24 protein-coding genes and 7 pseudogenes are annotated in these 21,958 nt (G+C 59.5%); 13 read left to right on the top strand and 18 right to left on the bottom strand.

The features are described 5' to 3' along the window. Positions 1–5: 5 nt before the first annotated feature. Both ACR65W_RS01550 and ACR65W_RS01545 read right to left on the bottom strand, forming a co-directional pair. A complete protein-coding gene (locus ACR65W_RS01550; protein ID WP_434497878.1) occupies positions 6–653 on the bottom strand; it encodes an IS630 family transposase in 648 nt (215 codons plus the stop codon). 68 nt (positions 654–721) lie between these two features. Beyond that, positions 722–1,066, bottom strand: a complete 345-nt coding sequence (locus ACR65W_RS01545; protein WP_434497872.1) for a helix-turn-helix domain-containing protein — start codon at positions 1,064–1,066, stop codon at positions 722–724. 182 nt (positions 1,067–1,248) lie between these two features. Here ACR65W_RS01545 and ACR65W_RS01540 point away from each other — a divergent pair. Then, positions 1,249–1,623 (top strand): annotated as a pseudogene (locus tag ACR65W_RS01540) (IS110 family transposase); the annotation flags it as partial. Positions 1,624–1,635: 12 nt separating this feature from the next. On the opposite strand, the pseudogene ACR65W_RS01535 reads toward ACR65W_RS01540, so the two are convergent. After that, a pseudogene (locus tag ACR65W_RS01535) lies at positions 1,636–2,052 on the bottom strand (helix-turn-helix domain-containing protein); the annotation flags it as partial. A gap of 221 nt (positions 2,053–2,273) precedes the next feature. Next, the gene (locus ACR65W_RS01530; protein WP_434497871.1) at positions 2,274–3,503 is read right to left on the bottom strand and encodes a class I SAM-dependent methyltransferase; all 1,230 of its coding nucleotides are present in this window, start codon (positions 3,501–3,503) and stop codon (positions 2,274–2,276) included. Positions 3,504–3,804: 301 nt separating this feature from the next. Here ACR65W_RS01530 and ACR65W_RS01525 point away from each other — a divergent pair, with 301 nt between their 5' ends. Next, positions 3,805–4,779: a polysaccharide deacetylase family protein gene (locus tag ACR65W_RS01525; protein WP_434497870.1), complete on the top strand. Its 975-nt coding sequence runs from the start codon at positions 3,805–3,807 to the stop codon at positions 4,777–4,779. A 6-nt stretch (positions 4,780–4,785) separates the two neighbouring features. Here ACR65W_RS01525 and ACR65W_RS01520 read toward each other — a convergent pair whose 3' ends face one another. The 8 genes from ACR65W_RS01520 to ACR65W_RS01485 form a co-directional block, all read right to left on the bottom strand. After that, positions 4,786–5,787: a hypothetical protein gene (locus ACR65W_RS01520; protein WP_434497869.1), complete on the bottom strand. Its 1,002-nt coding sequence runs from the start codon at positions 5,785–5,787 to the stop codon at positions 4,786–4,788. A 3-nt stretch (positions 5,788–5,790) separates the two neighbouring features. Then, positions 5,791–7,086, bottom strand: coding sequence for a long-chain fatty acid--CoA ligase (locus ACR65W_RS01515; protein ID WP_434502221.1), 1,296 nt, complete (start codon positions 7,084–7,086; stop codon positions 5,791–5,793). Beyond that, positions 7,086–7,766, bottom strand: a complete 681-nt coding sequence (locus tag ACR65W_RS01510) for an SDR family NAD(P)-dependent oxidoreductase (RefSeq protein WP_434497867.1) — start codon at positions 7,764–7,766, stop codon at positions 7,086–7,088. The genes ACR65W_RS01515 and ACR65W_RS01510 overlap by 1 nt, the downstream gene beginning before the upstream one ends. Beyond that, the gene (locus tag ACR65W_RS01505; protein ID WP_434497866.1) at positions 7,763–8,041 is read right to left on the bottom strand and encodes a hypothetical protein; all 279 of its coding nucleotides are present in this window, start codon (positions 8,039–8,041) and stop codon (positions 7,763–7,765) included. Before ACR65W_RS01505 ends, ACR65W_RS01510 begins: the two co-directional genes overlap by 4 nt. Before the next feature lie 160 nt (positions 8,042–8,201). Further along, positions 8,202–8,393, bottom strand: a complete 192-nt coding sequence (locus ACR65W_RS01500; protein WP_434497865.1) for a hypothetical protein — start codon at positions 8,391–8,393, stop codon at positions 8,202–8,204. Between the two features lie 12 nt (positions 8,394–8,405). Beyond that, positions 8,406–8,600 carry a hypothetical protein gene (locus ACR65W_RS01495; protein ID WP_434497864.1) on the bottom strand — a complete coding sequence of 65 codons (195 nt, stop codon included), beginning with the start codon at positions 8,598–8,600 and terminating at the stop codon, positions 8,406–8,408. A 107-nt stretch (positions 8,601–8,707) separates the two neighbouring features. Further along, positions 8,708–9,130 carry an ISAs1 family transposase gene (locus tag ACR65W_RS01490; RefSeq protein ID WP_434497863.1) on the bottom strand — a complete coding sequence of 141 codons (423 nt, stop codon included), beginning with the start codon at positions 9,128–9,130 and terminating at the stop codon, positions 8,708–8,710. Further along, positions 9,127–9,294 carry a hypothetical protein gene (locus tag ACR65W_RS01485; RefSeq protein ID WP_434497862.1) on the bottom strand — a complete coding sequence of 56 codons (168 nt, stop codon included), beginning with the start codon at positions 9,292–9,294 and terminating at the stop codon, positions 9,127–9,129. Before ACR65W_RS01485 ends, ACR65W_RS01490 begins: the two co-directional genes overlap by 4 nt. Positions 9,295–9,616: 322 nt before the next feature. Here ACR65W_RS01485 and ACR65W_RS01480 point away from each other — a divergent pair, with 322 nt between their 5' ends. Together ACR65W_RS01480 and ACR65W_RS01475 are read left to right on the top strand one after the other, a co-directional pair. Continuing rightward, entirely contained in the window at positions 9,617–10,732 is a 1,116-nt protein-coding gene (locus ACR65W_RS01480; protein WP_434502219.1) for a glycosyltransferase family 4 protein, read from the top strand. Positions 10,733–10,775: 43 nt separating this feature from the next. Further along, positions 10,776–12,185, top strand: coding sequence for a hypothetical protein (locus tag ACR65W_RS01475; protein ID WP_434497860.1), 1,410 nt, complete (start codon positions 10,776–10,778; stop codon positions 12,183–12,185). 12 nt (positions 12,186–12,197) lie between these two features. Here the strand turns inward: ACR65W_RS01475 and ACR65W_RS01470 are convergent, their stop codons facing one another. Further along, the gene (locus tag ACR65W_RS01470) at positions 12,198–13,019 is read right to left on the bottom strand and encodes an FkbM family methyltransferase (protein WP_434497859.1); all 822 of its coding nucleotides are present in this window, start codon (positions 13,017–13,019) and stop codon (positions 12,198–12,200) included. Positions 13,020–13,075: 56 nt separating this feature from the next. Then, positions 13,076–13,927, bottom strand: coding sequence for a class I SAM-dependent methyltransferase (locus ACR65W_RS01465; RefSeq protein WP_434497858.1), 852 nt, complete (start codon positions 13,925–13,927; stop codon positions 13,076–13,078). A gap of 169 nt (positions 13,928–14,096) precedes the next feature. On the opposite strand from ACR65W_RS01465, the gene ACR65W_RS01460 reads away from it, so the two are divergent. Further along, on the top strand, positions 14,097–14,552 hold the full coding sequence (locus ACR65W_RS01460) for a helix-turn-helix domain-containing protein (RefSeq protein ID WP_434497877.1): 456 nt from the start codon (positions 14,097–14,099) through the stop codon (positions 14,550–14,552). Here the strand turns inward: ACR65W_RS01460 and ACR65W_RS01455 are convergent. Next, a pseudogene (locus ACR65W_RS01455) lies at positions 14,466–15,038 on the bottom strand (IS110 family transposase); the annotation flags it as partial. The gene ACR65W_RS01460 and the pseudogene ACR65W_RS01455 sit on opposite strands and share 87 nt — an antisense overlap. On the opposite strand from ACR65W_RS01455, the pseudogene ACR65W_RS01450 reads away from it, so the two are divergent. After that, positions 14,952–15,293: pseudogene (locus tag ACR65W_RS01450) on the top strand (zinc ribbon domain-containing protein); the annotation flags it as partial. The pseudogenes ACR65W_RS01455 and ACR65W_RS01450 overlap by 87 nt on opposite strands. Here the strand turns inward: ACR65W_RS01450 and ACR65W_RS01445 are convergent. Then, positions 15,291–15,590 (bottom strand): hypothetical protein, encoded by a 300-nt coding sequence (locus tag ACR65W_RS01445; protein ID WP_434497857.1) that lies wholly within the window; start codon positions 15,588–15,590, stop codon positions 15,291–15,293. The pseudogene ACR65W_RS01450 and the gene ACR65W_RS01445 overlap by 3 nt on opposite strands. Before the next feature lie 265 nt (positions 15,591–15,855). Between ACR65W_RS01445 and ACR65W_RS01440 the strand changes: the two are divergent. From ACR65W_RS01440 to ACR65W_RS01425, 4 genes and pseudogenes are all read left to right on the top strand, one after another. Beyond that, a pseudogene (locus ACR65W_RS01440) lies at positions 15,856–15,990 on the top strand (IS5/IS1182 family transposase); the annotation flags it as partial. A 251-nt stretch (positions 15,991–16,241) separates the two neighbouring features. Then, a complete protein-coding gene (locus ACR65W_RS01435) occupies positions 16,242–17,621 on the top strand; it encodes an IS1182 family transposase (RefSeq protein ID WP_434497856.1) in 1,380 nt (459 codons plus the stop codon). A 647-nt stretch (positions 17,622–18,268) separates the two neighbouring features. Continuing rightward, positions 18,269–18,634 carry an antitoxin Xre/MbcA/ParS toxin-binding domain-containing protein gene (locus tag ACR65W_RS01430; RefSeq protein ID WP_256036560.1) on the top strand — a complete coding sequence of 122 codons (366 nt, stop codon included), beginning with the start codon at positions 18,269–18,271 and terminating at the stop codon, positions 18,632–18,634. Next, a complete protein-coding gene (locus ACR65W_RS01425) occupies positions 18,631–19,149 on the top strand; it encodes an RES family NAD+ phosphorylase (protein WP_434497855.1) in 519 nt (172 codons plus the stop codon). The genes ACR65W_RS01430 and ACR65W_RS01425 overlap by 4 nt, the downstream gene beginning before the upstream one ends. A 326-nt stretch (positions 19,150–19,475) precedes the next feature. Here the strand turns inward: ACR65W_RS01425 and ACR65W_RS01420 are convergent. Further along, a pseudogene (locus ACR65W_RS01420) lies at positions 19,476–20,495 on the bottom strand (ISNCY family transposase); the annotation flags it as partial. Positions 20,496–20,587: 92 nt separating this feature from the next. On the opposite strand from ACR65W_RS01420, the gene tnpA reads away from it, so the two are divergent. Together tnpA and tnpB are read left to right on the top strand one after the other, a co-directional pair. Continuing rightward, a complete protein-coding gene (gene tnpA / locus ACR65W_RS01415) occupies positions 20,588–20,974 on the top strand; it encodes an IS66-like element accessory protein TnpA (RefSeq protein ID WP_434497854.1) in 387 nt (128 codons plus the stop codon). Next, positions 20,971–21,276, top strand: a complete 306-nt coding sequence (gene tnpB, locus ACR65W_RS01410) for an IS66 family insertion sequence element accessory protein TnpB (RefSeq protein WP_434497853.1) — start codon at positions 20,971–20,973, stop codon at positions 21,274–21,276. Before tnpA ends, tnpB begins: the two co-directional genes overlap by 4 nt. On the opposite strand, the gene ACR65W_RS01405 is transcribed toward tnpB, so the two are convergent. Next, positions 21,273–21,746 (bottom strand): hypothetical protein, encoded by a 474-nt coding sequence (locus ACR65W_RS01405; RefSeq protein WP_434497852.1) that lies wholly within the window; start codon positions 21,744–21,746, stop codon positions 21,273–21,275. The genes tnpB and ACR65W_RS01405 overlap by 4 nt on opposite strands. A gap of 71 nt (positions 21,747–21,817) precedes the next feature. On the opposite strand from ACR65W_RS01405, the pseudogene ACR65W_RS01400 reads away from it, so the two are divergent. Next, positions 21,818–21,958: pseudogene (locus tag ACR65W_RS01400) on the top strand (undecaprenyl diphosphate synthase family protein); the annotation flags it as partial.

Raw genomic sequence — 21,958 nt, 5'->3', positions numbered from 1 at the left:
CGTTTCTAAGCAGAGATTCGAAAGTCTGCCAACGGTCGCGATACGCGTTTTTTATTTATCGTGGCGACCGCCTTGTGGATGGCGTTTTCGAGTTCGGCTTCATCGGCGAAGGTCTGGTGGGCGAGCTGATGGGACTTCATATCGCGCCAGGATCGCTCGATCTCATTGAGTTCTGGCGCGTATTTTGGCAGCCACTCGACGGTGAGGCAATGCGCTCTTTCGTCGAGCGCCTTCTTCGTCGCCTTGCTGACATGGATCGGACCGTTATCGAGCACGATCACGACCGGTTTTCTCGCTGTCCCTGGCGCGGGCCCGAAGACCCGATCGATCTCTTCGAGAAGCAGGATGAAATCGGCGCTGCGTTTGGTTTTGCTGGTGACGACCAAAAGCTCGCCGGTCACGGCGTCGCGCGCGCCGAGCATCGCCACTTTCTTGGATTGGCCTGGCGCGGGCACGCGCAGATCGGCGTCGCGTTTGGCCCAGGCGCGCGAAAGGTAGGGGTGGGTGAGCGCCTCGCTTTCGTCGGCGTGCAGCAACACAATGTCGCCGGCCTCGGCCTGCGCCTTTCGCAAGGCCAGCCGCAGGCCCGCGCGCGCCACGGCGTCGGCGTCCTGGCGGCCTTTCAACGTATGACGGGGGCGGCGATAGCTCAGACCCCTTTTTTCGCAGCACCACCGAAAGCCGCGATTTGGAGATTTTCACGCCCGTGCGTCGTTCGATTTCACAGGAAAGCCGCGGCAGCGTCCAATTTGGCCGGTCTGCAACGGGAGCGGATAAAAGTTCGTCCGGCGACAGCCAGCGCCACTTGCGCCTTCACCGGCGGCCGCCCGGTCGGGGCGCGCGAAAGAAGTCCTTCGATGCCCTCGCGCATGAACGTCGAACGCCAGTCGCGGACGACATCCTCGCGAACGCCGAAGGCCGCGCCAATGCGCGGACTGGTCCAGCCGTCCAGCGTCAGCAAGATCGCCCGTGCCCGGTCCGCCTCGGCCCGATCTCTCGACGACGCCAATTGCGCCAGCGCTTCTCTCTGCTCTTGCGACGCCACAACTGGAGACCGCCCAACCATGATGCCCTCCGCCCGCGTGTTATATCGCAAACCGGAGCTATCATCCGTTGGCGCGGTTTGGGAATCCTGCTTAGCGTTATGACCGTGGTTGCGAAGGCGGCCCGCCCTTAACCTTTGCAGCCTCACCTTATGGGGGTTGCGCGGGTTCGCCGCGCCGAGCCCCAAGCAAAGGAGGGCGGACCATGGCGGAAGATAGCATTCTTTACGTCGGCGTCGATGCGTCGAAGGAGAAGCACGCGATCGCCGTTGCCGAGAGCGGGCGGGACGCAGAGGTGCGCTACGTCGGCGAAATCGAGACGACGCCGGCGGCTGTCGACCGCTTTGTCAAGAAGATGGAGCGCAAGGCGCGCCGATTGCATTTTTGCTACGAAGCTGGGCCGACCGGTTACGGCCTCCACCGTCAAATCGTCGCGCTGGGACATTCTTGCGATGTCGTTGCGCCCTCTTTGATCCCCAAGCGGCGCGGCGAGCGCGTCAAGACCAATAGGCGCGATGCGGTCTCCTTGGCTCGGCTGCTGCGCGCAGGCGAACTGATCGGGATTTGGGTTCCGGACGCGACGCATTAGGCGGTCCGAGCCGTTACGCAGCCCTACCGTCCATTGCGCGTCGAGCCACGGAACATAAGGCTCAAGCGAACTCTGGCGGGTTCGGAACACGTCCGAACGCTGACCGCGCAGAACCCTGCGCACGAGACCGCGGCTATGTCCCGTCTCGCGCACGATCTCTTTGATCGAGGCGCCGCGCTCGGCGCGCGCGAGAATGGCGGCGTTCATTTTCTTCCGCCGCAGATAACCTTCGTGTTGAATGCGTTCGGCTGTGGTGAGCAGATCAGGGTTGATGGTCGCCGCGCCAATCGCGGCGCGGATTTGACGCCTCGACTTGCGCACGGCGTCGAGGAAAGCGCGGCTGGCGTTTTCCATCAAATGCCATCGATCAGCGACCTGTGTCGCCTGTGGCAGCGCCTTAGCGGCGGCGAGCGCATACCCAACCAAACCACTCGTCAGCTACCAGACCAATCGACAATTATCTGGGTAGAACCTTCCTCCACTGGCGATACGCGCCATCGGGGCGCACTGAACGGCAAAAGCTATCGGCTCAGGCAATCCAGAGCGCGGCGTCGAAAAGAAACTCAGCCAGCCGTCGAGCAGCTCGTCGATCCCCATACCGGCGAAATCTCCCCGACGTAGCCGAATAAAATCTTAGCCGATCACACAATCTCGATCTCCGGAAACGGAAAGATCATTTTTCCGCCGCTCGCCAGATACTCCTGCTCGCGCTGCAATATGCCATCCTTGAAGTGCCAGGGGAGCACGAGGAAGTAATCGGGCTTCATGGCCCGCGCCTCCGCCTCGGAGACTATCGGAATATGTGTTCCCGGCGTGAAACAGCCGAATTTGTCCGGATTGACCTCGGCGATGGCGTCAAGGAGATCGGGGCCGAAGCCGCAAAACTGAAGGACCACGTTACCCTTCGTCGAAGCGCCATATCCCAGTATCCGCTTGTTGTCATCCTTCAGCGCCGTGAGGAGGCGCCGCAAGTCCTCGCGGTGGCGGAACACGCGATCCTCGAATTCGCGATAGGGGCGCGGCGTTTGCAGGCCCATGCGTTCTTCCTGCGCGAGCATCCAGTCGACGACCGCCGCATTCTTCCTGTGCGGCGAGCGCTTATGTCCGGCGGTGACGGCGAAGCTGCCGCCGTTGATGGCGTTCATCTGCACATCGAGTATTTGTAGATCGGCCGCTTCGAGAATGTAGCGAATGACGCCAAGCGAGTAATATTCGACGTGTTCGTGACAAATCGTGTCGTAGGATGTCATCCGCAGCATCGAGGGCATGTAGCTCTGCTCGAAATGCCAGACGCCGTTGGGAGCCAAAACCTTGGCGATTTCCCGCGCGAACCAGACCGGGTCGTCGAGGTCGTAGAACATGGCGATCGACGTTACGATGCTGGCTCTCTTGGTCGAGAGGCCTTCGAATGTCTTCGACGAAAAGAAATCCGGCGCCAGCTTTATGTCGTCGGGATAATAGCGGCGAAACTTTTCGCCTGTCGGGTCGATGCCGATTCGCGTCAGCGACGGTCTTTGATACGCCTTGAGCGAGGTCGCGTCGTTCGAGCCGATGTCGAGGACGACATCGCCCGGCGCCAGTCCGGCGTTCTTTTCCAGATGAGCGATCTTTTGCGTCAGATGCCGTACCATCGACTGGTTGAGACCCGAGCGATAGCCGTAATTGTCGCCGTACATTTCGCTTGCTTCATAAGTATGCGCAAGCTGAAGCAGGCCGGATTCCGGGCACCAGACGAGTTCGAGCGGCCCGACCGTCACCGGCGTCTCGCGCGACGCGGGGAAGACGCCCGTCAAAGCTTGCTTGTCGAGCGAGAGCACCGGCAAGAGCTTCGACGATCCGCTGATCCGACACTTGGAGATTGGCTGTGCCATTTTCAGAAAACTCTCCCATCTGCAGCGCATGAACTCGCATCGTTCCCTTAAAAATCGTAATGCATCGGCGCGAAGCGTGTGCTATCTTACTGCTTCGACGAACGTTCCTGTAGCGGAGCCGACATTGTTAAGAGAGGGGCAAGTGGGTTTATTCCCTAATGGTGCCGCTTGGGAGTGTCAACCTTTGAGAGATATGGACTTCCGTCGCGACAGCAAGCGCTAAAAGAGCCCGGATAGCTCTGCGCCGCCCGCGGCGATAGCGTGAGCGAGGGTGGAGCTGATTTGCTCAGGAAGGCGGGATATGGCGGGTCATTTTGTGATCTCTCTCGACTTCGAGTTGCTCTGGGGCGTCCGCGACGTCGCGGATAAGGACAGCTATGGCCGCAACATCCTCGGTGTGCGGCAAGCCATCCCGGCGATGCTGGACGAATTCGAGAAGTTCGGAGTTCGAGCGACCTGGGCGACCGTCGGAATGTTGCTGTGCGAGTCTAAGGACGAAATCCTCGCCCGCGCGCCAATGGAGCGGCCGACTTACCGCAATCCGGCGCTTTCGAACTATTCCTACCTCGATGAGGTGGGCGCAAACGAGCGAGCCGATCCGTACTATTTTGGCGCAAGTCTTGCTCGCCGGATCCTCTCTTGTCCGGGGCAGGAGCTCGCGACCCATACGTTCAGCCACTATTACTGCCTCGAGCCGGGTCAAACCCATTTGCAATTCGAGGCGGACCTTCAAGCCGCAGTCGCCATGTTCGCGGGCATGGGCGTCGAATGCCGCTCCATCGTCTTCCCTCGCAATCAATACAGTCGCAACTCCCTCGAGATTTGCGTTCGCCACGACATCACGCATTATCGCGGCAGTCGGCAGACATGGATGTATGGAGTCAGCGACGGCGCCGGTCAAACGCCGCTGCGCCGCCTCGCCAGACTCGCGGATGCCTACGTCGATTTTTCATGGATTGACGCACTGTTCGAGAAGCGCGCCCTTGCCGAGGGCGGCGATTTGCCGCGCCCGTCAGACGTCGCAGGCCAGCGATTCCTGCGGCCTTGGGCTCGAAGGCTCGCCGTGCTCGACGGGCTACGCCTGCGACGCATAACGCGTGAAATGACTGAGGCGGCGGTGAACGGCGAACATTACCACCTTTGGTGGCACCCTCATAATTTCGGGGTCAATCTCGACGAGAATATCTCCTTCTTGCGAGCGGTGTTGCGGCATTTCGCGCAACTAAAAGACGCCCATGGAATGACAAATTTGACGATGTGTGAAATAGACACCTAATATGAGCTACTCTTCCCCGAAAATCTCTTCCAGCCCTAAGTCGCTAACAAGCGGCCAGAGCACCAATGATTCGAGCTTTGTTTTTTTGGCGTAAATATAAGTTTGAGGCGGCGGATTTTTGGTTTTGATTTTCAGGTTGATTCCAATGGACTCCATGTTTGGATCGTTCGACGTAATCAGGGCCACAAGGCAGCCCAACTCACCAGCCAGATTGAAAGCTGCTTTCATTAGCAGAACGCCGGCCTCCTTATTGTCAAATTTTGTAAAGAACACTCTGCAGACAGGTATTTTTTTTCTCTTGCCTACAACCAGTAGCAGGCATGATTTACCATTATTGTCGAATAGTGCAATTGTCCTGACGCGCGTCTCGTCAAAGAGTCGCCATTTCAGAAAGTCCTTTCGTAGGGATACATCTGGGGATACGTCACTCAAGACGTGATCGAGCTTTTCGCTATAATCGAGGCTTATAGCTGCGCCTTCTGGCCGAATTCGATCCCAGCTTTCTAAGACAGATTCACGCGTTACGATTCCGCCTGAAAATCTTCTAATCAATTGCATGACTCTTGGATGTACAAATTTTGAGCCCCAATATGCTTGGAGATGATGATTACACAGCTTCTCGTATGCTGCGGCAACCTCGCCGATAGCGCCAGGAGCGACGAACAGCCTGTCCTTGCTTATAATATCCCTGAACAACAGAAATCCGGCGCCATTCCTGTGATCGACATCCACCATAAGATTTTGGACAGCAACTCCATTCAATGTAGCCGTTTCCCCCGGGCCGGATAATTCAAAACGTAGCTTATGGATGCAACCTACAACCTCGCTATTGTCGAGAACGACGACAGAAAAATCTCTATAGCGTCTACCGTGTGGATTTTGCATGTAAAGCCAATCCAGATAGCGTTGTCGCCCCTGATAGGCGGATCGACCGAAGTTCTTCTCGACAAACTTCATGTAAGACTCACGCCATTCTGGCGTGTAGCTCATTACGGAATAGGACGCCATCGCTTAGATCCTCTTGAATCTATGCCCAACACCAACCGTTTCGATGCGGACGCGCTTTGGCACCATATGCGGCCGAAGGTCCGTCTTGAGATATGTAAGGAAGGCCGTCTTATCAAACCCCTCCGGCGCCGTTGGCTGAACCGTGATCTCCACATGCTGGCCAGTAATGGGGTTATGCACTGGATAGACTTTGACAAGGGCCACATCCGGGAACTGCAATGCTACGCGCTCCACCTCCGAAGCCATAAATTTCAGCCCCCCGACATTGATTACTTCACTAACGCGCCCAACGATCTTAAAAAATCCGTCCTTTTCTTCAACGACATCGTTTGCATCATACCACCCTTCCTCATCGAAGGGCGAGGGCGCATTGAGATAACCAAGCATGCGGGATTGCGAATGGATCTGCAGCACATTGTCGACCACTCTGGTCTTAATGCCCTCACCCCCTATTTTCATGAACAAGCTGTTGCGCGCCTCTGATTTAACGCGAACAACCCCGAGTTCAGACATGCCAAATGTCTGACGAAAGTCAATTTTCGGGAGCAGCCGACACAGCTCGTCCAGGGTTGGCTGATCCATCCGCTCGGTGCCATAAGTGATGACCTTCAGACTGGCTGGCACTTTGTCTGGCACGACCCCGCTCATCAACATCATGCGCAAAAAAGTCGGAGTCGTCGGAAGCGCTTCAACGGCATACCTTTCGCAGGACTCTAGAATCGAATCGACGGTTCGCGCCTCCGGGGCGACGACAACTCCTTTGTTGAACAAAGTATGAAAAAGCGTATTAAGTCCGCCCATATGATCGAAAAGAAGAAAGTTGATGGTCCGCAGAGTGGGCCTCGGCGTCTCGAACTTTCTAAGGAACAACGTCATATCGTGGAGGATCGCTTTGGGGCGTCCCGTCGTGCCCGTCGAGAACACTATTAGTCCGGCATGGCCTTTGAGTCTCAGCTCATCGAGCAGAGGATGCGACGAACCAGCCGCACGCCTTTTAACTTCGGCCCCATCGATGACGACATCCACATGGGCCGCATCAAAAAAATACTCGTGTTCTGGCGTGGTCAAGATCGTGAGCGGCACGACGATCGTTTGCAGATCGATCAACCGAAACAGAGTAAGAAGGGAAGATGGACTATAATCGCCGATGAGGGCGACAACATCCCCTTTTCGAATTGTTGAAAGGTCCACCGGATTTTCGGATGCAATCTGGGAAAATCGCAGCTCAATTCCATGATGAATCAGGAACGGGGTATGAACCCCACGCCAAACTTCATCAAGTTTTCCCATTAATTTCATCAGCTCCCCCCAACGTGCAGAATTTGGCCCGATAATGAATTGCTTTTAGGGTCCAGCAGTATCTCGACCAGATCGCAAACGGCGTCAGGCGTGAATTGGCGACCCAAAGTCTGCTGTGAAACGACGTTGGCGATTTGCTGGCTCGTAACCCCTTTCAGCAGAGCAGTATCGATCGGTCCGGGAGCAATACAATTTACATTGATATTGAAATCCGCCATTTCGCGAGCAAACGCTCGCGTAAAGCCCTCAACCCCGGCTTTTGACGCTGCGTAGATGCTTTCCCCCCTGAACCCCCCCATAGCGACAGCAATGGTCGAAAAATTGATGATTAAGCCGTATCTCTTCCGCATCATCAAGGGAGCAAATAGCTGACAGCTATAGATTGTTCCCAAGAGGTTGGTTTCGACTATGCGCTGGGAAACGTGCGGAGGCGTCATGACGGCCAAGTTCATCGAAGCAACCCCCGCCGCATTGATAAGACATCTGACTGTTTCTCCCTCGCGTTTCAAGGATTGCGCGACATCCTTGATCTGCTCATAGGATGAAACGTCACAGGCTCTTGCCCTAAATGGTAGGTCGGCGATGTTTCTGGCCAAGCCTAGCACCGTAGCGCCTGAAAGCGTCAATCGCTCTGAAATCGCTCTGCCGAGCCCTTTGCTCGCACCCGTAACGACTATCATTTGTTGCGTTCCATCTGCGCGATAAATTCTGACGCTAATGAACCCGCTGTTCGGAACATGCTGCGCGATCTTGACATCGCTGTTTCCGACGTCCAGTCGAATTCGAACCCTATTTCGGAAGCCAAGTCCTCCAATCGCAGGCACAAGTCAACGAGCTTCATGGAGTCCAGCCCACTACTCCCGCCAATGAGCGGGGTTTCCCCAGTGACAGGAATTGATTTATCGTCAAGCAAATCGAGGACTGAGGCATAGATTTTTTGTTTCAATTCGGCCATGACCGGTCACCTCTCCTTGAGCGTGGGGGGAGAAATGCAAAATCGTTACTGTCACAATTTTCTCCTCGCTCTTCTCATTGGGTTCGTTACCTCGTATGATAATTTTGTCCGTTGGGAAAGTCCCGTTGACGTCACACAGGGCGATTCAGTAAGTCCGGGGTCAGGCGGCGAACATGCGCAGCGCCTTGCGCCGGTCGTCCTGGAACTGTTCGATGGCGCGGGTTGGGGAGGGCGAGATGGATTTGAGGATGTTGAGGGTGAAGCCGGTCAGAGAAAAGATGTTTTGCTGGGCGTTGTCGCTGCGGTTGGTGTAGCCGTCCTCGCCGAGAGTGACGTCCTTGTTTCGATGCATGATCTCGATGCCTCAATGGCCGCGATTGATGGAGAGAAGCGTCTCGGACGAGACCTCGCCGTCGGGGACGCGCGCGATCAGATAGACGATCTCCGTCTCAGCCTCTTTCCATTGGCTGTTTTTCTTGACCTGTCGAATGCGCGTTACGCGGCAGACATGCGTCACGCTCGGCCAGTCCTGCTCGATCCCGGCGGCGACGGCGGCCAACGCGTCGATCGAACGTTTCTCGCCGCACCCATGGCCCTTTTCGAGGGCGCCCTCAAACGAGCGGAGGGGGAAAACCGGCTCCTCGAAAGCCGTCTTGATATTCTCTTTCAGATTTTTTTCTGAATGTCCTTGACCGGGAAGACGCAGCCGCCGCCCTTTTCCGCGATCTTCTCAACGATCGATTTTTGACAACACATCGCGTCGCCAGTGACGATCTTGCCGGAAAGATCGAGCTGATCCAAAAGCTTCAGCGCGTCGGGAATCTCCATGCCCTTGCCGCGCGAGGCCTCATGGCCAAGAATGGACTGCAAAGAGACGCAGAACGCGGACAGCACATGCGTCGCCTGGCCGTCGCCGTTCATGTTCGCGCGCATGGCTTTGCTATCGATGGCGATGTGACGCTCGTTTGCGCCCTCGGCAATCCATGCGCCGCCGAAGGCCTGCGCCAGCGCGCGAGGGTCGATGACGCGAAGCGTTTCGGTGAGCGTCGCATGACAAGGCGTCTTGTCCTTGGTGAAGCCGAGCTTCAAGCGCTGGCGTTTGGTCTGCGTCCCAGATGAAACGCCGCAAGGCATCCGCGTCGTGCGCATAGCATCGACACGACGATCAGCGCCAAAATCGACCATAGAAAGTAGTCCTGCCCTTGCTTGCCGCGCGGGTCGGCCACGCTCTGCAACACAGCTTTCAGCTTCATGGAAGACTCCCCGAATCAGAAAGCCTCATTCGAATCAAATAACTCAAACCCATTCAAGCGGTTCTGCAATTTCAGCAAATCACCCTGACGTCACAGGCTCCGATTTCCGAACTCACGGGATTTCCGGAAGTTGACTGGCGGAGTGTCCATGAGGGCGGAGGCCGTTTGACGGCATCGAACCAAGCACCGTTCGGCTCGTAAATATCCTCCGTGGGAACGCGCCCGTGCGCCTGTCGCGCCCGTGCGCCTTGCCTCTTCGGCGCCCTGTCTGTAAGCACATACCCTCGCCCGCGCTCTTTCCCGATGATCTTCGAGGTGGACTATGCAAGTGCAGGTTGACAGTTGGTGTATTGGCCTCCGGGGGGATTTGGTTCAGAGGCCCTTGGTCGAGGCGCTGATTGCGGATGGCCGAGTCGAGCAGAGACTTATATTCGCGGAGGAGAGCGCGAGCAGGGCGGCGCTCGTCGCCAAGGGACTCCCGGTTCTGACGACGCCCGCAAAACTGAGTCTGGCGCAAGGCCCTCAGATACTACGTCGAATATTCACAGCGCGGAAAGGATTGCACGATTGGTACGGCGGCGGGCCGCGGCTCGTTCATGTGATCATGACGTCGCCCTGGGATATGGCTTTCCTGGACATCCCGAAACGGCGCGGCGCGAGGATCCTTGTCACTGTGCATAATGCGGAATATCATTTGGGCGAGGAAAGCCTCACGAGCCCGATATACTGGCGGCACATTGAAGCCGTCGACCATGTCGCGGTGCTTTCGACGTTCGCGGGCGAGGTGCTGCGGAAACGGTTCGGCCCGAACAAGCCCATTCATGTTATATCGCCTGGCCTCATCATGGACGCGCGGCCGCCGGGACCGCCGAAGACGCCCCCCGTCGGCCGTCCGCTGAAACTGCTGTTCTTCGGTCGAATCAACAAATACAAAGGGCTGGACATTCTGCTCGACGCCATGGAAATCCTGCGCCGCGAGAACGCGCCGCCGATCGAACTGACCGTCGCATGTTCGGGCGATATCGAACCCTATCGGGCGGCGTTTGCGCGCAATCCCGAAGTCGAGCTGGCGCATGGCTGGATGTCGGACGAGACGATGGAGCGTCTGTTCGCCGAGCACGACGTAAATATTCTGCCCTATCGCGACGCGTCGCTGTCGGCGACCGCGCTGGCCGGGATGTGGGCCGGAATGCCGACGATCGCGACGCCTCTCGCCGGCTTTGCGGAGCAGTTGCAGGACGGACTGAACGCGCTTGTCGCCGACGAAATCTCCGCGGGCGCGATCACGGCCTGCATTCGCCGGCTGGCGGGATCGGCGGAACTCTACTCGCAGCTCGCACAGGGCGCGCATCAAAAGGCCGTCAGTCTCAGCGCGCCTGTGGTCGCCAATAACTGGCACGATCTCTACAGGCAGATTCTGACGGAGCGCCGCTCATGAGGCGGCGCGACGCGGCGCCCGGCGCAAGCGACGCGACGGGCGCATGACGATCCTCTATTTCTTCGCCGGAGTCGGCACCCGGCTGCTGTCCTTCGCGGCGGCGATCCTGTTTGCCCGGCTGATGACGCCGGCGGATTTCGGCGACTACGTGCTCACTCTCAACAATTCGCTGCTGTGGGCGATGCTCAGCAACTACTGGCTGGTAACCAGCGCCTTCCGCTTCTTGGCGATGAAGAACGGACAGGACGCGGCGCGCGTCGTCAGCACGCTCCTTGCCGGACTGTGCTTCTCGCTTCTCCTGGCCGCTGTGCTGGGGATCGCCAGCATCGCCGCCTCTTTCGCGCCGATCAGGCCGGCGCTGCTGCCAACGGCCGTCGTTATCACCGTCCTGTCCATGGTCGCCGATGTTTCCGGAGCCTGCTTTACCGCCGCCGCCGACCCCAAGGCCTATTTCAACCTGACAATGCGCCGCGCGATTGTCGGCTTTCCGGCGTCGCTCGCCCTGATCGTCACGGGTTTCGGGGTGTTCGGCGCAATGGCCGGCCAGATACTCGGGCTGATCGCCGGACTGTTCGAACCCCGGGTGATCGCGCTCTGGGGGCAGGCGCGATGGCACCTTGCGGATCGCGCGCTGCTGAAGCGCATATTCTTTTACGGCGCCACCGGATCGCTCGCCTTCTCGCTCTACATGGTCATCCACGTCATCAACCGCAACTTTATCGCGCTGCATCTCGGCGGAGCGACGGCCGGGCGCTTCGCGCTGGCATTCGACACGTTTTATGCTCCGATCGGGATGATCGGCAGCGCCATGAGTCTGGGCCGCATGGCCTCCATGCACGCCGGCGCCCAGGAGAGCGTCGGAACCGGTCTCCGCCAGGTCGCCAGCTACATAGAGAAAGTGCTTCTCTTCGCCGTGCCCTACGCGGCCGGAGGCTGGATGCTGGCGCCGCGGCTGGCGTCGCTGGCGTTCGGGAAGGACATCGGGGCCGAGGTGTCGAGTTACGCCGCCATCGCGGCTGTCCACGGCGCGGTCATGACGCTGGTGAGCGCATTGCTTCTCGGCATCCTCGTGCTCGACCGGCGTTTTCCGCTCATTCTGGCGCTTGCGGCGATCATCTGCGCGAATTCCGTCGCGCTCGTTGTGCAGGGTTCCGCCGCCACGGTCCACAGCTTCGCAATGGCGACATTCGCGGCGATGGGCCTTTCCCTGATCGGCCTGGGCATCTGGCTGATTCTGGTCGATGGCCTTCGCCTGCGCTGGTGTTTCCTCGTCCTGCCGGCGACAGGCGCGGCGCTCATGGCTGCGGCCATATCCTGGACGTCGTTCGAGGGGCATATCGGCGCGGCGCTCTCCGTACTGATAGGCGCCGGGGTCTACGCGATCTGGTGCGAGGTCACGGGACTGTGGAATATTCGAATACTCGTGGCGGCACGAATGCCAAGAATGCATTGAGGCCGCCGCGGCTTAATTGCGCACAAGACCTTCGACCAGAACTTTCGTCTTTTCTCGCGGCGTAAAAAGATAATCCCAGCATCCCGGCGGCGAAGCCCCGTCCTTTGCGCTGACTTCGACAGGCTGTTCTTCGATAAATCTCAGGACATCGCGACGCAAGCCGTCGGACGCCAACGCGAAGGCGTCGTAACCGGCGGCGTCGAGCAGGGCGATAACGTCGCGCCAAGCAGGGTTGTGCGCCCGGCCGATTTCGATCTGAAACACCGGCCGCCGATCCGCCAGCAGGGTTTGCGACCCCGCCAGCACCGCAGCCTCGAAGCCTTCGACGTCGATTTTCACAAAGGCGACATTGGTCATGCCCTCGACCAGCGCGTCCAGACGACGAACGGGGACCACGCGATCGACCGTTCCCGCGTTCTTGATGAACGCAAGACGGTTGTCGCTCGACGCGGTCGAGAGGGCGGGCGTCTCGTTGCCGGCGTCGTCCACGGGAATCCTGAGCGTGACCTCGCCATCGTGACCTCCAAGGGCGACCGGATGCACCGTGCAATTGGCCGGGGTCGATCGCGACAGACGGTCCGCCAGATAGGGGACCGGCTCCACGGCGGCCACGGCCGCAAAATGTTTGCACAGATAGCGCGTGAAAATCCCGACATTGGCGCCGACATCGACGGCGCTCGCGGATCGTGATCCGAGCCTTTCGTACAGAGGCCCCGTGACGCGGGGATAGACGATGTCGCCACGATAGCCGACATGATATCCGTAGCGCGCCTTCCCGATCAATCGCGGCGCGTGCTCGTCAAGCCACGAAACCACCGTTCGTCTCATCGACATCGTCTGCCCTTTGCCGTTGGCTTCGCGAACACGAGAGTGTCCATTCGGGCCGCCGATCAGGCTTTGGTCCCGATCGCGCACCAGTAGGGAAAATCCGTCGAGACTTCAATATCGACGAAACCCGCCTGACAGTAAAGCTCCGCGATCTCCGCCCGAGAAAAACGTTTCTCCAGGGGGGTGCCGAAGCGGTCGAGCGCGTCGGTCCGCATAGCGTAGAAAGAAAGCGCGCGATAGTCGGCGAGCGGCCAGCTTTGCGGCAGGAGTCCGACCATCTCCAGCAGCCGCGCGGCGCGCGCCAGCGGAAAATAAACGAGGACGGCGATTGGGTCGGTCGCCCAGTGCCGGTGTTTGGCCGGCATGGCGCTGATGAACCGGCGCAAAGAGTCCGAGACGCGCCAGATCGCCCGGAACGAGGCTGGCCGGTTCTCGAAGGAATAATAAAGATAGGTGAGGAACGGTGCCCCGCTCTTCAGTTTAGCCGCCACGGCGCGAAACGCTGCGTTCGTGTCCGGCACATGGTGGAGCACGCCGAGCGAATAGGCGAAATCGAGCGAGCCGTCCGGCAACGGAATCCTGGAAACCGAAGCGTGATGGAACCGGATGTTCTGATGGGCTGCGAGCTGGCGGCGCGCGACGGCGAGGGCCTCCTCGCTGGCGTCGAGCGCATGAAGAGTTCCAACGCGCGGCGCGGCGCGTTCGGCCCAGCGGCCGCTGCCGCAGCCAATATCGATCCCAACGCTTTGCGCGCCGATGCGGTCCCAGGGAAACAGCCGGAAATAGCCGTCGAAGGCTTCTTGGGCTTCCGCCTTGCCGAGTTGGTCCTGTTGAAAGCGCGACCACTCCTCACCGAAACCGGCGACGGTGCGCAAGTCGGTGTTGGGCAGTTGTGCTGGCGTTTTGTCATCCATGTCGAATAATGCCGCCGCTTAATGTCGCCGTTTTGCGTCCAGTCTCTATACCTCGCCGGGGCAGTGCTGGAAAGCGTCCTCGCGCCGCCATGTCAGTAGCACACGATATGACCGGTTTAGGTAGCGCACGATCTGTCCGGTAGCGTCGCGGCCCTTTGCGGAGGGTTTGATGCGCCGGACGGAAGCCCTTCAGGGTGTGCGAATGATCAAGTTCCTGAGCCTATTGAGTCGTTACGAGGCGGCTGAGTTTAGTCAGCTGGAAGCGGCGGAACTGTTGGGGGTTGGCGAGCGGACGTTCCGGCGCTGGCGTCAACGTTATGAGGAGGAGGGCGAAGCGGGTCTTCTCGACCGGCGGCTCGGCAAGGCGTCCGTCAAGCGGGTTCCGGTTGATCGGAGCGAAGAAGTGGAGGCGCTGTATCGCGGTCGGTACGCTGGCTTCACCGCGAAGCATTTTCACGAGCATCTGGTGTGCATGCACGGGTTCAAATGGGGCTACACCTGGACGAAGACCTTCCTGCATGGGCGGGGTTTGCTGGAGAAGGCGCCCAAGCGTGGCGCGCATCGGCGCAAGCGCGAGCGGCATCGCCTCGGCGATTGGCTCCAGCATCGCCTGGCCGGCGCATAGCTCCCGTACGCGCGCCTCGAAACCCGTGCGCGTCACAACGCCCATTTTCAGCCCAAAACCGCGCAGGATGCCTCGGATGCTGAACTCAACGTCCAGCAGCTTGCCTTGCAGTTGTTTGCGCGCCACGAGCAATGCTCGCACCTCCTGCGAGCCTGGCGATTTGCAATGAACCGGGCGGAACCAGCCCATCCTCAGAAGCTGCGCAATGCCGCGCGCGTCGCGACGATCCGTCTTGACCGTCATCGCCGAAAGCGCCGCCTTCACATGACGGGTCTCCAGCAGAACCGTTTCAAAGCCGCCTTTGGTCAGGCCAGCGTGAAGCCAGTGAGACAAGGGCCCGGCCTCCAGCCCGATCCGCTCGATCGAGACGCCTATCCTACGCACGAAGGCGACGATCGCATCCGGATCGCTTTCAATCTTCGCCTCAACAACGATTTTGCCGCCCGCGTCTCTCGCGTTGCCGCGCCTACTGAAGAGTGGATTGATATCCCTGTCGCGCCAATCGTCGACAAGGCAACATTTGAGGCGGCTCACGCCCAGCTTTGCGAAAACAAGAAGCGTAAGCGCGATCGCGAAAGCGGCTACGTCTGGCTGCTGCAAGGTCTGACGGTTTGTCGACATTGCGGTTACGCCTATTACGGAAAAATCGCTCCGCGCACGCGCGGCTACGACAGGACGAACGTCTTGCGCTATTACCGTTGCACTGGAGCCGACGGCTATAGGTTTGAAGGCAACGCCTTATGCTGCAATCTGCCCGTGCGCGCCGATCAACTGGAGCAAGTCGTTTGGGATCGAGTCAAAACTGTCTTGCAGGAACCGAACCGCGTCGCCGATGAATATCGACGCCGACTCGCCCAAGCTGCTGACGGCGCCGCCGAGCAAGAACAGGTCGCCCGCTTGGATAAGCAGATGACTGCCTTGCGGCGCGGCATAAACCGCCTGATCGACAGCTACGCCGAGGGGTTTGTCGACAAATGCGAATTTGAGCCAAGGATTACGGGTATGAAGCAGCGCTTGTCGCAGCTCGAGGAGCGCCATAAAGCGGCTGTCCGAGCCGCGGAGAGTGAGCGAGATCTCTGCCTCGTCATCAGTCGCTTGGAGGACTTTGCCGCGAAGGTGTCTGACGGGCTCGACAAGCTCGACCGTGCCGGGCAGCGCGACATTATCCGCGCCCTCGTCAAGCGCATTGAAGTGGGAAACGATGGAATCGAGATCATATTCCGAGTACCACCGCCAAATGCGCCGGTCAGGCCAACCGCACCCGCCAAAATCCGACCCGCCTGGCAACAATGTACAGCGGTTCGTCGAGAGGACCTTCGCTTGGCTTGGACGCTGCCGCCGCCTCGCCAAGGACTTCGAAGCCACGATCGCCAGCGCCGTCGCATGGGTCCTCGTCGCCAGCATCCGCACGCTCACGCGGCGCATCGCAAGCGCTTGAGCCAAAACGAAATCATTTCGAGTCCGACTCTTAGAAACTCTCAAAGAAGATGGATGCTCTGACTTCCAGATGGTTCCTTCGCCAAGCATTCAAAGGACAAGATCGATCTTTGCGCCAATCGGCGCCCGTTTTGGTAGCTCCGGGGGCCAGACTCAAGGTCGGGAATTGGCGGATTGTGTTGAAAAACTCGAAGTTGCCGCACGCCATGGCCCGTGATTCACTTTCCCTGCTGATTTGCAGGAGACGCGGCGATGATGGGGACTCAGACAGCAGCCGCTCGGTTTTTCTATGATTTCTGCCTCGACGATCATGTGCCGAAGGACCATCAATTGCGCGGGATCGATCGGCATCTCGATCTCGAAGGCGTTCGCGCCGCGTTAAAGCCCTTCTACAGCAGCACTGGCCGCCCGTCAGTCGATCCCGAGCGGACGATCCGCATGCTTCTTGTCGGCTATTGCCTGGGCATTCGCTCGGAACGCCGCCTGTGCGAGGAAGTGCATCTCAATCTCGCCTATCGCTGGTTCTGCCGCCTCGGCCTGGACGGCAAAGTCCCAGACCATTCGACGTTTTCCAAGAACCGGCATGGCCGCTTTCGCGAGAGCAACATCTTGCGCCAGCTCTTTGAATCCATCGTCGCGCGTTGCATGGCAGAGGGCCTTGTCAGCGCTAACGGCTTCGCCGTCGATGCAAGCCTGATCGCTGCCGACGCCAACAAGCAGCGCTCAGTTCCGAGCAGCGCCTGGAACCCCGACGAAATCAAAGATGACGCGTGCCGCGCGGCGCGGGAATATCTTGCAACGCTTGATGACGCCGCGTTCGGCGCGGCGTCTGCTGTGACGCCGAAGTTCATCGCGCGATCAGATCCCGCGGCGCAATGGACCGGCGCGCATAAAGGCCACGCGTTCTTCGCCTACGCGACCAATTATTTGATCGATACGGATCACGGCGTGATCGTCGATGTCGAAGCGACGCGCGCCATCCGACAGGCCGAGGTCGGCGCTTCAAGAATGATGGTGGAGCGCACCGAAGAGCGCTTCGGCCTGAAGCCGGGTTATCTTGTCGCCGACACGGCATATGGCTCGGCGGACAATCTCGCCTGGCTCGTCAAGCAGAAGCGGATCACGCCTTACATTCCCGTTTTCGATAAGTCGACGCGAACCGACGGCACGTTCTCGCGTTCGGACTTCACGTTCGATCCCGAAGCTGACTGCTATACCTGCCCGGCGGGTAAAAGGCTGGTGCAGTTCCGGCGCGCCTACGCGACGCCGCGCACTGGCGTCGCCGCTGACGGCACGCGCCGTTACCGCGCGAGCAAGAAGGATTGTGACGTCTGCGAACTCAAAGCGAGATGCTGCCCGAACGCTTTGGCGCGGAAGATTCCACGCGATCTGGAAGAAGATTCCCGCGACGTTGCTCGGGCGCTTGCTGGAACGCCCGAATTTGAAACGGCCTGTCAGCGACGCAAAAAGGTGGAGATGCTGTTCGCCCATCTCAAACGCATATTGCGACTCGGGCGCTTGCGGCTACGGGGTCCGTGTGGCGCAAAGGACGAGTTCCTGCTCGCCGCGACCGCGCAAAACTTGCGACGTCTCGCGCGGTTGAGGCCCCCAGAGTTCGAAATGGCGGCATAAGCCGCACACTATGGCGGCGGCGCCGCCACCACGCCGATGAACGCGCAGTCCAATGCTGAAAACGCCTCCGCGGAGGCCGACGACCCTATCTCCCAGACTTTTTCAACGAAATCGGCGCCAAGCAGCCGTTCATTCCTCAATGATGCGTTTCAAGGCTTCGCCGCGATCCCCAGAGACGGTCTTGTAAAGCTTGTCAAAGTCCTGCCCCTCGGCGGCGCAATAGCGGATTCGAACCGCAATTTCAGGATACGCCGCACGCAATTCGCGCGCGGCCTTGAGGCCGGGTGCTCCGCGCCGGAAATCACCATGCCTCGGCATCCTCGGCTGTAGCTCAGGGCGATGAGGTGATCGCCATAGGCTGGCAGTAGAGCGATCACTGAACCGAGATCGGGAACGGGAATCGCGCCTTGATCTTCAAGAAACGCGACGAACCGGCGGACATTGGTGACGTAGCCTGGCTGTTGAAGGGCTCGCGGGCTGAAGGGCCCTCTTACTTTTCCGCTTGAGGTGGCGAGAAGATGCCCTATAATATGACCTGAGAATCTGGCAGGATATCTTCCATGACCGCCCCCAAAGCCCGCGCCGCACAAGTCAAGAAACTCCCCACGCGTAGGACGCATAGGCCCAGAGCGGCTCAAAAGACTGCCATGGCCGCCGGCCCCCTTGCGGCGATCCTCATAGGCAAACGCGGCCTCGTGCAGCTCGATGGCGTCGCCTCGGCCTTCGGCATGTCCAAAGGACAACTCGCCGAAACCATCGGCCTCAGCCGCGAAGCCCTTTACAAGCGCGCGCGTCTCGAGGGACCCAAGACCCAGTCGCGCCTCAAGGAAATGCTCGAAATCGTCTCTCGTATTTCCGACTGGGCGGGTGGCAAGGAGCAGGCGATGGCCTGGTATCGCGCCCAGCCGATTCCGGCGTTCGGCGGCCGAACCGCCGAAGCGCTGGTCAAGGATGGGCAGGCTGGGGCGCTGCGTGACTATCTCGATCACATCGCCCTTGGCGGGTTTGCTTGAGATTCCAAGGGACCTGCTACCGGGCGCATGATCCGAGATGGTCCTTCGCGCCGCTCTCTGGTGAAGGCGCGGCGATCCATGGCGGCCGCTTCAGTCCGAAAGGCGTTCCAGCGCTCTACCTTGCGCTGACGATCACGACAGCCGTCAAGGAAATCAACCAGGGCTTCGCACATAAGATCGAGCCATGCGTGATCTGCTCTTATGACGTCGACTGCGACGACATCGTCGACCTGCGCACCGAGGACGATCGAAAAACTGGCGGCGCCTCGCTCGCCGATTTGGCTTGCGCCTGGTTCTCGAACATCTCGCAAGGCAGTGAGCCGCCGTCGTGGCGGATCTCACGGAAGCTGCTCGACGCGGGAAAGGCCGGCATCCTTGTTCCGAGTTTTGCGCCCGGCGCAACCTCCGCCGATCAAAATCTCGTGCTTTGGAAATGGGGCAAGAGTCGCCCTCACCAAGTTTCCGTTTACGATCCGAGCGGTCGGCTACCCAAGGATCAGCTCTCATGGAAATAGTGTAGTTTCGCTTCCTGCACTTCCGGATTAAGGTCCGATTTGATCGATCGCGGGCTTTTGTGTTGAGCCATAACGAGCACGCAACACCAAATACGCAGGGAGCCGAGAAGGAATGCGACTTCTCTATATTGCGGCTACATACATCCAATTGTCAGAACTCAATAGACAAGTCGCAGCTTGTGCTCGTTAGAAATGTCACAGGCAGCGCCCGCAATCTCGGGGTTCGAGCAGCGCGGCGCAGCCGGTCGGGTTAGCGCAGCCGCGCTGCTCGAACGGAACCCGCAATCTCTCAGAGACCTTCAGCCTACCTTGAAAATGCTCTTGGCCTAGCCGCCACGGCGCGGCGCCTTTTTGCTGCGGCTCTCGCCGAGTTGCTTCTGGCGTTCTGCGATATAGGCCAGAACGGGCCCCAATCGCTTGTTCTCGACAATGGCGGCTTGATCGACCTGCTGCACCTTATCGAAAATGCGATAGGGCAGCTCGCGGCCCTGGTGCTTGATGACGAAGCGGCCATCCGGATAGTCGAAAATCGTCACGCGCTGGCGGGCGAGGGGACGTGTGATCTCGTTCGGCTCGAGGATGAATAGCACCTTGTCGTATTGAAGCGTCAGGCCGTTGGAGACCGTGCGCTCCTCCTTCCAAGCGAAAACCTCATCAAGATCGTCGTCCTTGCAAAGCGGCCGGTGAAGATCTTTGTCGCTGAAAGGGGCCTTCGCGAACCGGCAATTGTAATCCTCCATGAACGCCGGCAAGAAAGCGTTGCCGGCTTCCATCGTCGAGATTCCGGCGAGCCGAAGCTCCTTCACAAGCCGATCCTGCAACGTCAGATTCGCGCGCTCCACTCTGCCTTTCGCCTGGCTGGTGTTCGCGCAGATGATATCGATGTTCAGCTCATGCAGCGCTCGGCCAAATTGCGTCATGCCGTTGCCACCCGTCGCACCGGTCTTGTTCACGCGAAACGTCGCATGCTTGTCCGAGTAAAAAGCCACCGGCTTGCCGTAGTGCTGCAAATACGTGCGAGCGGCGACGAAATAATCGAACGTCGATTCGGTCTCGACAAAGGCCAAATGCATGATCCGGCTCGTGGCGTCGTCGATGAAAACGAGCAGGGTGCATTGAGGGCCACGATCCTCAAACCACCAATGCTCGGAGCCATCGATCTGAATGAGTTCGCCGACGCAGTCGCGCCGATGCCTCGGCTGGTGAACCGGTTTGAGACGTTGCCGGCGATCTTTCCAGAGCCCTTCAGCCAGCATCCAACGCCGCACTGTTTCTACGCCCAAACGCAATCCGTGACGTTCAGAAAGCTTTTCGGCCGCCAACGTCGGACCAAAGGTATCCCTTCGCCGAGGGCCGCCTTTTCTGAATCGGGCGGAGACGCGAAGCTGCGCAGCTAAGTCGGCTTTATGAGCGAGGCAAGCTGCACGGCATGGGTCGGATGACATTGATCACGGGCGGCGAACGACGTCGGCGGTGGAGCGAGGAAGACCGGTCGCGGATTTTGGCAGCGATTTCTGAACCCGGCGCTGTTGTCGCCGATGTTGCGCGCCGCGAGGATATCTGCACGAGCCTCGTCTACAAATGGCGGCGCGCGGCGCGAGGGGATCAGCGCGTCGATGCGTGCGGATTTTCGCCGGTGATCATCGCAGCCGCGCCGGCGTCATCCATGTCGCCGACGATGTCGCGGGAGAAGCCGGGAGACCTGGCGGCGCAAGATGCCGCGTCTGTCGTCATCGAGGTCGAACTGAAGGATGTGCGCGTGCGGATCGGCGCGGGCGCGTCGTCCAGCGTGATCGCCGCGACTTTGAAAGCGCTGCGCCCGTGATCCCGATACCGGCGGGATGCCGGGTCTGGATCGCGACGGGCCATACGGACATGCGGCGCGGCATGCAGGGTCTTGCGCTTCAGGTTCAGGAGCAATTGAAGCGCGATCCGCACGCGGGCGATCTTTATATCTTCCGCGGCCGTCGCGGCGATCTCGCCAAAATCCTCTGGCATGACGGCGTTGGAATGTCGCTCTACGCCAAGCGGCTCGATCGCGGGAAGTTCATCTGGCCCTCGGCGAAGGAAGGCGCGGTTTCGATCTCTGCGGCGCAGATGGCCTACATGCTCGACTGCGCATGTTAATGCCCCTCCTGGTGAGGCTGACAGATTCTGAGATCGAGGCGATAGATCTTGTGAGTTCGCAAACTTTGAATGCCGTCGTGGACATCGGTGTTGTCGCTGAAGAGGTAAGCCCCACTTGGCTGACGATCCACCAAGAGTCGTCCCTTCCTGATCTGCACGTAGAGCCAGTTCACCGGGATGCTCAGCTTAACAGCCATTTCTGGCGCGGTCAGCACATCGGCGCCGTGCGACCACCGGGTGCGCGGCGCGTTCACCTGCATGCCCGCAGCATGCCGGATTCGCTGAACCGTGATCGGGAGGACCTCCCTCTCGCTGTTGGGAGAACGATGCCCCTCGCTCGTAAGGACGGCGGCGATCTGATCGTCATACATGCCGGCACGCGCGAGGGTGAGCGCGCGATCTCGCATTTCCTCTCCTCTCGCGAGCTTGGTGACGGCGTTAACCCTGCGCTGGACGGCCAGCTCGGTCATAGCCCCGCCGCGCCAAACGATCCGAACCGAAGCGACGTCATGCTCGCCTCGGTCGAGCACGACTTTGTCGACTCATGATCCCCACCTCGGGCGAGCAGTGCCTGTCGAATTTTCTACTGCGGCAAGCGGCCTATTCGGAATTCGTGTTCCTGCCCATCAATTGGCCGGATTTCGACAGAGCGGCTTTCGAGGCGGCCGTCGCCGAATATGCG

The organism is Methylocystis sp. (genome assembly GCF_051062815.1).
In the GTDB taxonomy this organism is placed as follows: Bacteria; Pseudomonadota; Alphaproteobacteria; order Rhizobiales; family Beijerinckiaceae; genus Methylocystis.
The sequence above is the reverse complement of the archived record's forward strand: the minus strand, read 5'-3'. Positions and strand labels throughout refer to the sequence as shown.

Coding starts and splice junctions, on each gene's coding strand:
- ACR65W_RS01465 (WP_434497858.1), bottom strand. CDS start 13,927: ATGGATGACAAAACGCCAGCACAACTGCCCAACACCGACTTGCGCACC.
- ACR65W_RS01510 (WP_434497867.1), bottom strand. CDS start 7,766: ATGATAGTCGTTACGGGTGCGAGCAAAGGGCTCGGCAGAGCGATTTCA.
- ACR65W_RS01435 (WP_434497856.1), top strand. CDS start 16,242: ATGATGGGGACTCAGACAGCAGCCGCTCGGTTTTTCTATGATTTCTGC.
- ACR65W_RS01445 (WP_434497857.1), bottom strand. CDS start 15,590: ATGGCGCTCCTCGAGCTGCGACAAGCGCTGCTTCATACCCGTAATCCT.
- ACR65W_RS01515 (WP_434502221.1), bottom strand. CDS start 7,086: ATGAAATTAATGGGAAAACTTGATGAAGTTTGGCGTGGGGTTCATACC.
- ACR65W_RS01475 (WP_434497860.1), top strand. CDS start 10,776: ATGACGATCCTCTATTTCTTCGCCGGAGTCGGCACCCGGCTGCTGTCC.
- ACR65W_RS01545 (WP_434497872.1), bottom strand. CDS start 1,066: ATGGTTGGGCGGTCTCCAGTTGTGGCGTCGCAAGAGCAGAGAGAAGCG.
- ACR65W_RS01525 (WP_434497870.1), top strand. CDS start 3,805: ATGGCGGGTCATTTTGTGATCTCTCTCGACTTCGAGTTGCTCTGGGGC.
- ACR65W_RS01485 (WP_434497862.1), bottom strand. CDS start 9,294: ATGAAGCTGAAAGCTGTGTTGCAGAGCGTGGCCGACCCGCGCGGCAAG.
- ACR65W_RS01480 (WP_434502219.1), top strand. CDS start 9,617: ATGCAAGTGCAGGTTGACAGTTGGTGTATTGGCCTCCGGGGGGATTTG.
- ACR65W_RS01470 (WP_434497859.1), bottom strand. CDS start 13,019: ATGTCGATGAGACGAACGGTGGTTTCGTGGCTTGACGAGCACGCGCCG.
- ACR65W_RS01405 (WP_434497852.1), bottom strand. CDS start 21,746: ATGACCGAGCTGGCCGTCCAGCGCAGGGTTAACGCCGTCACCAAGCTC.
- ACR65W_RS01500 (WP_434497865.1), bottom strand. CDS start 8,393: ATGCATCGAAACAAGGACGTCACTCTCGGCGAGGACGGCTACACCAAC.
- ACR65W_RS01460 (WP_434497877.1), top strand. CDS start 14,097: ATGCGCCGGACGGAAGCCCTTCAGGGTGTGCGAATGATCAAGTTCCTG.
- ACR65W_RS01505 (WP_434497866.1), bottom strand. CDS start 8,041: ATGGCCGAATTGAAACAAAAAATCTATGCCTCAGTCCTCGATTTGCTT.
- ACR65W_RS01520 (WP_434497869.1), bottom strand. CDS start 5,787: ATGGCGTCCTATTCCGTAATGAGCTACACGCCAGAATGGCGTGAGTCT.
- ACR65W_RS01530 (WP_434497871.1), bottom strand. CDS start 3,503: ATGGCACAGCCAATCTCCAAGTGTCGGATCAGCGGATCGTCGAAGCTC.
- tnpA (WP_434497854.1), top strand. CDS start 20,588: ATGACATTGATCACGGGCGGCGAACGACGTCGGCGGTGGAGCGAGGAA.
- ACR65W_RS01430 (WP_256036560.1), top strand. CDS start 18,269: ATGGCCGCCGGCCCCCTTGCGGCGATCCTCATAGGCAAACGCGGCCTC.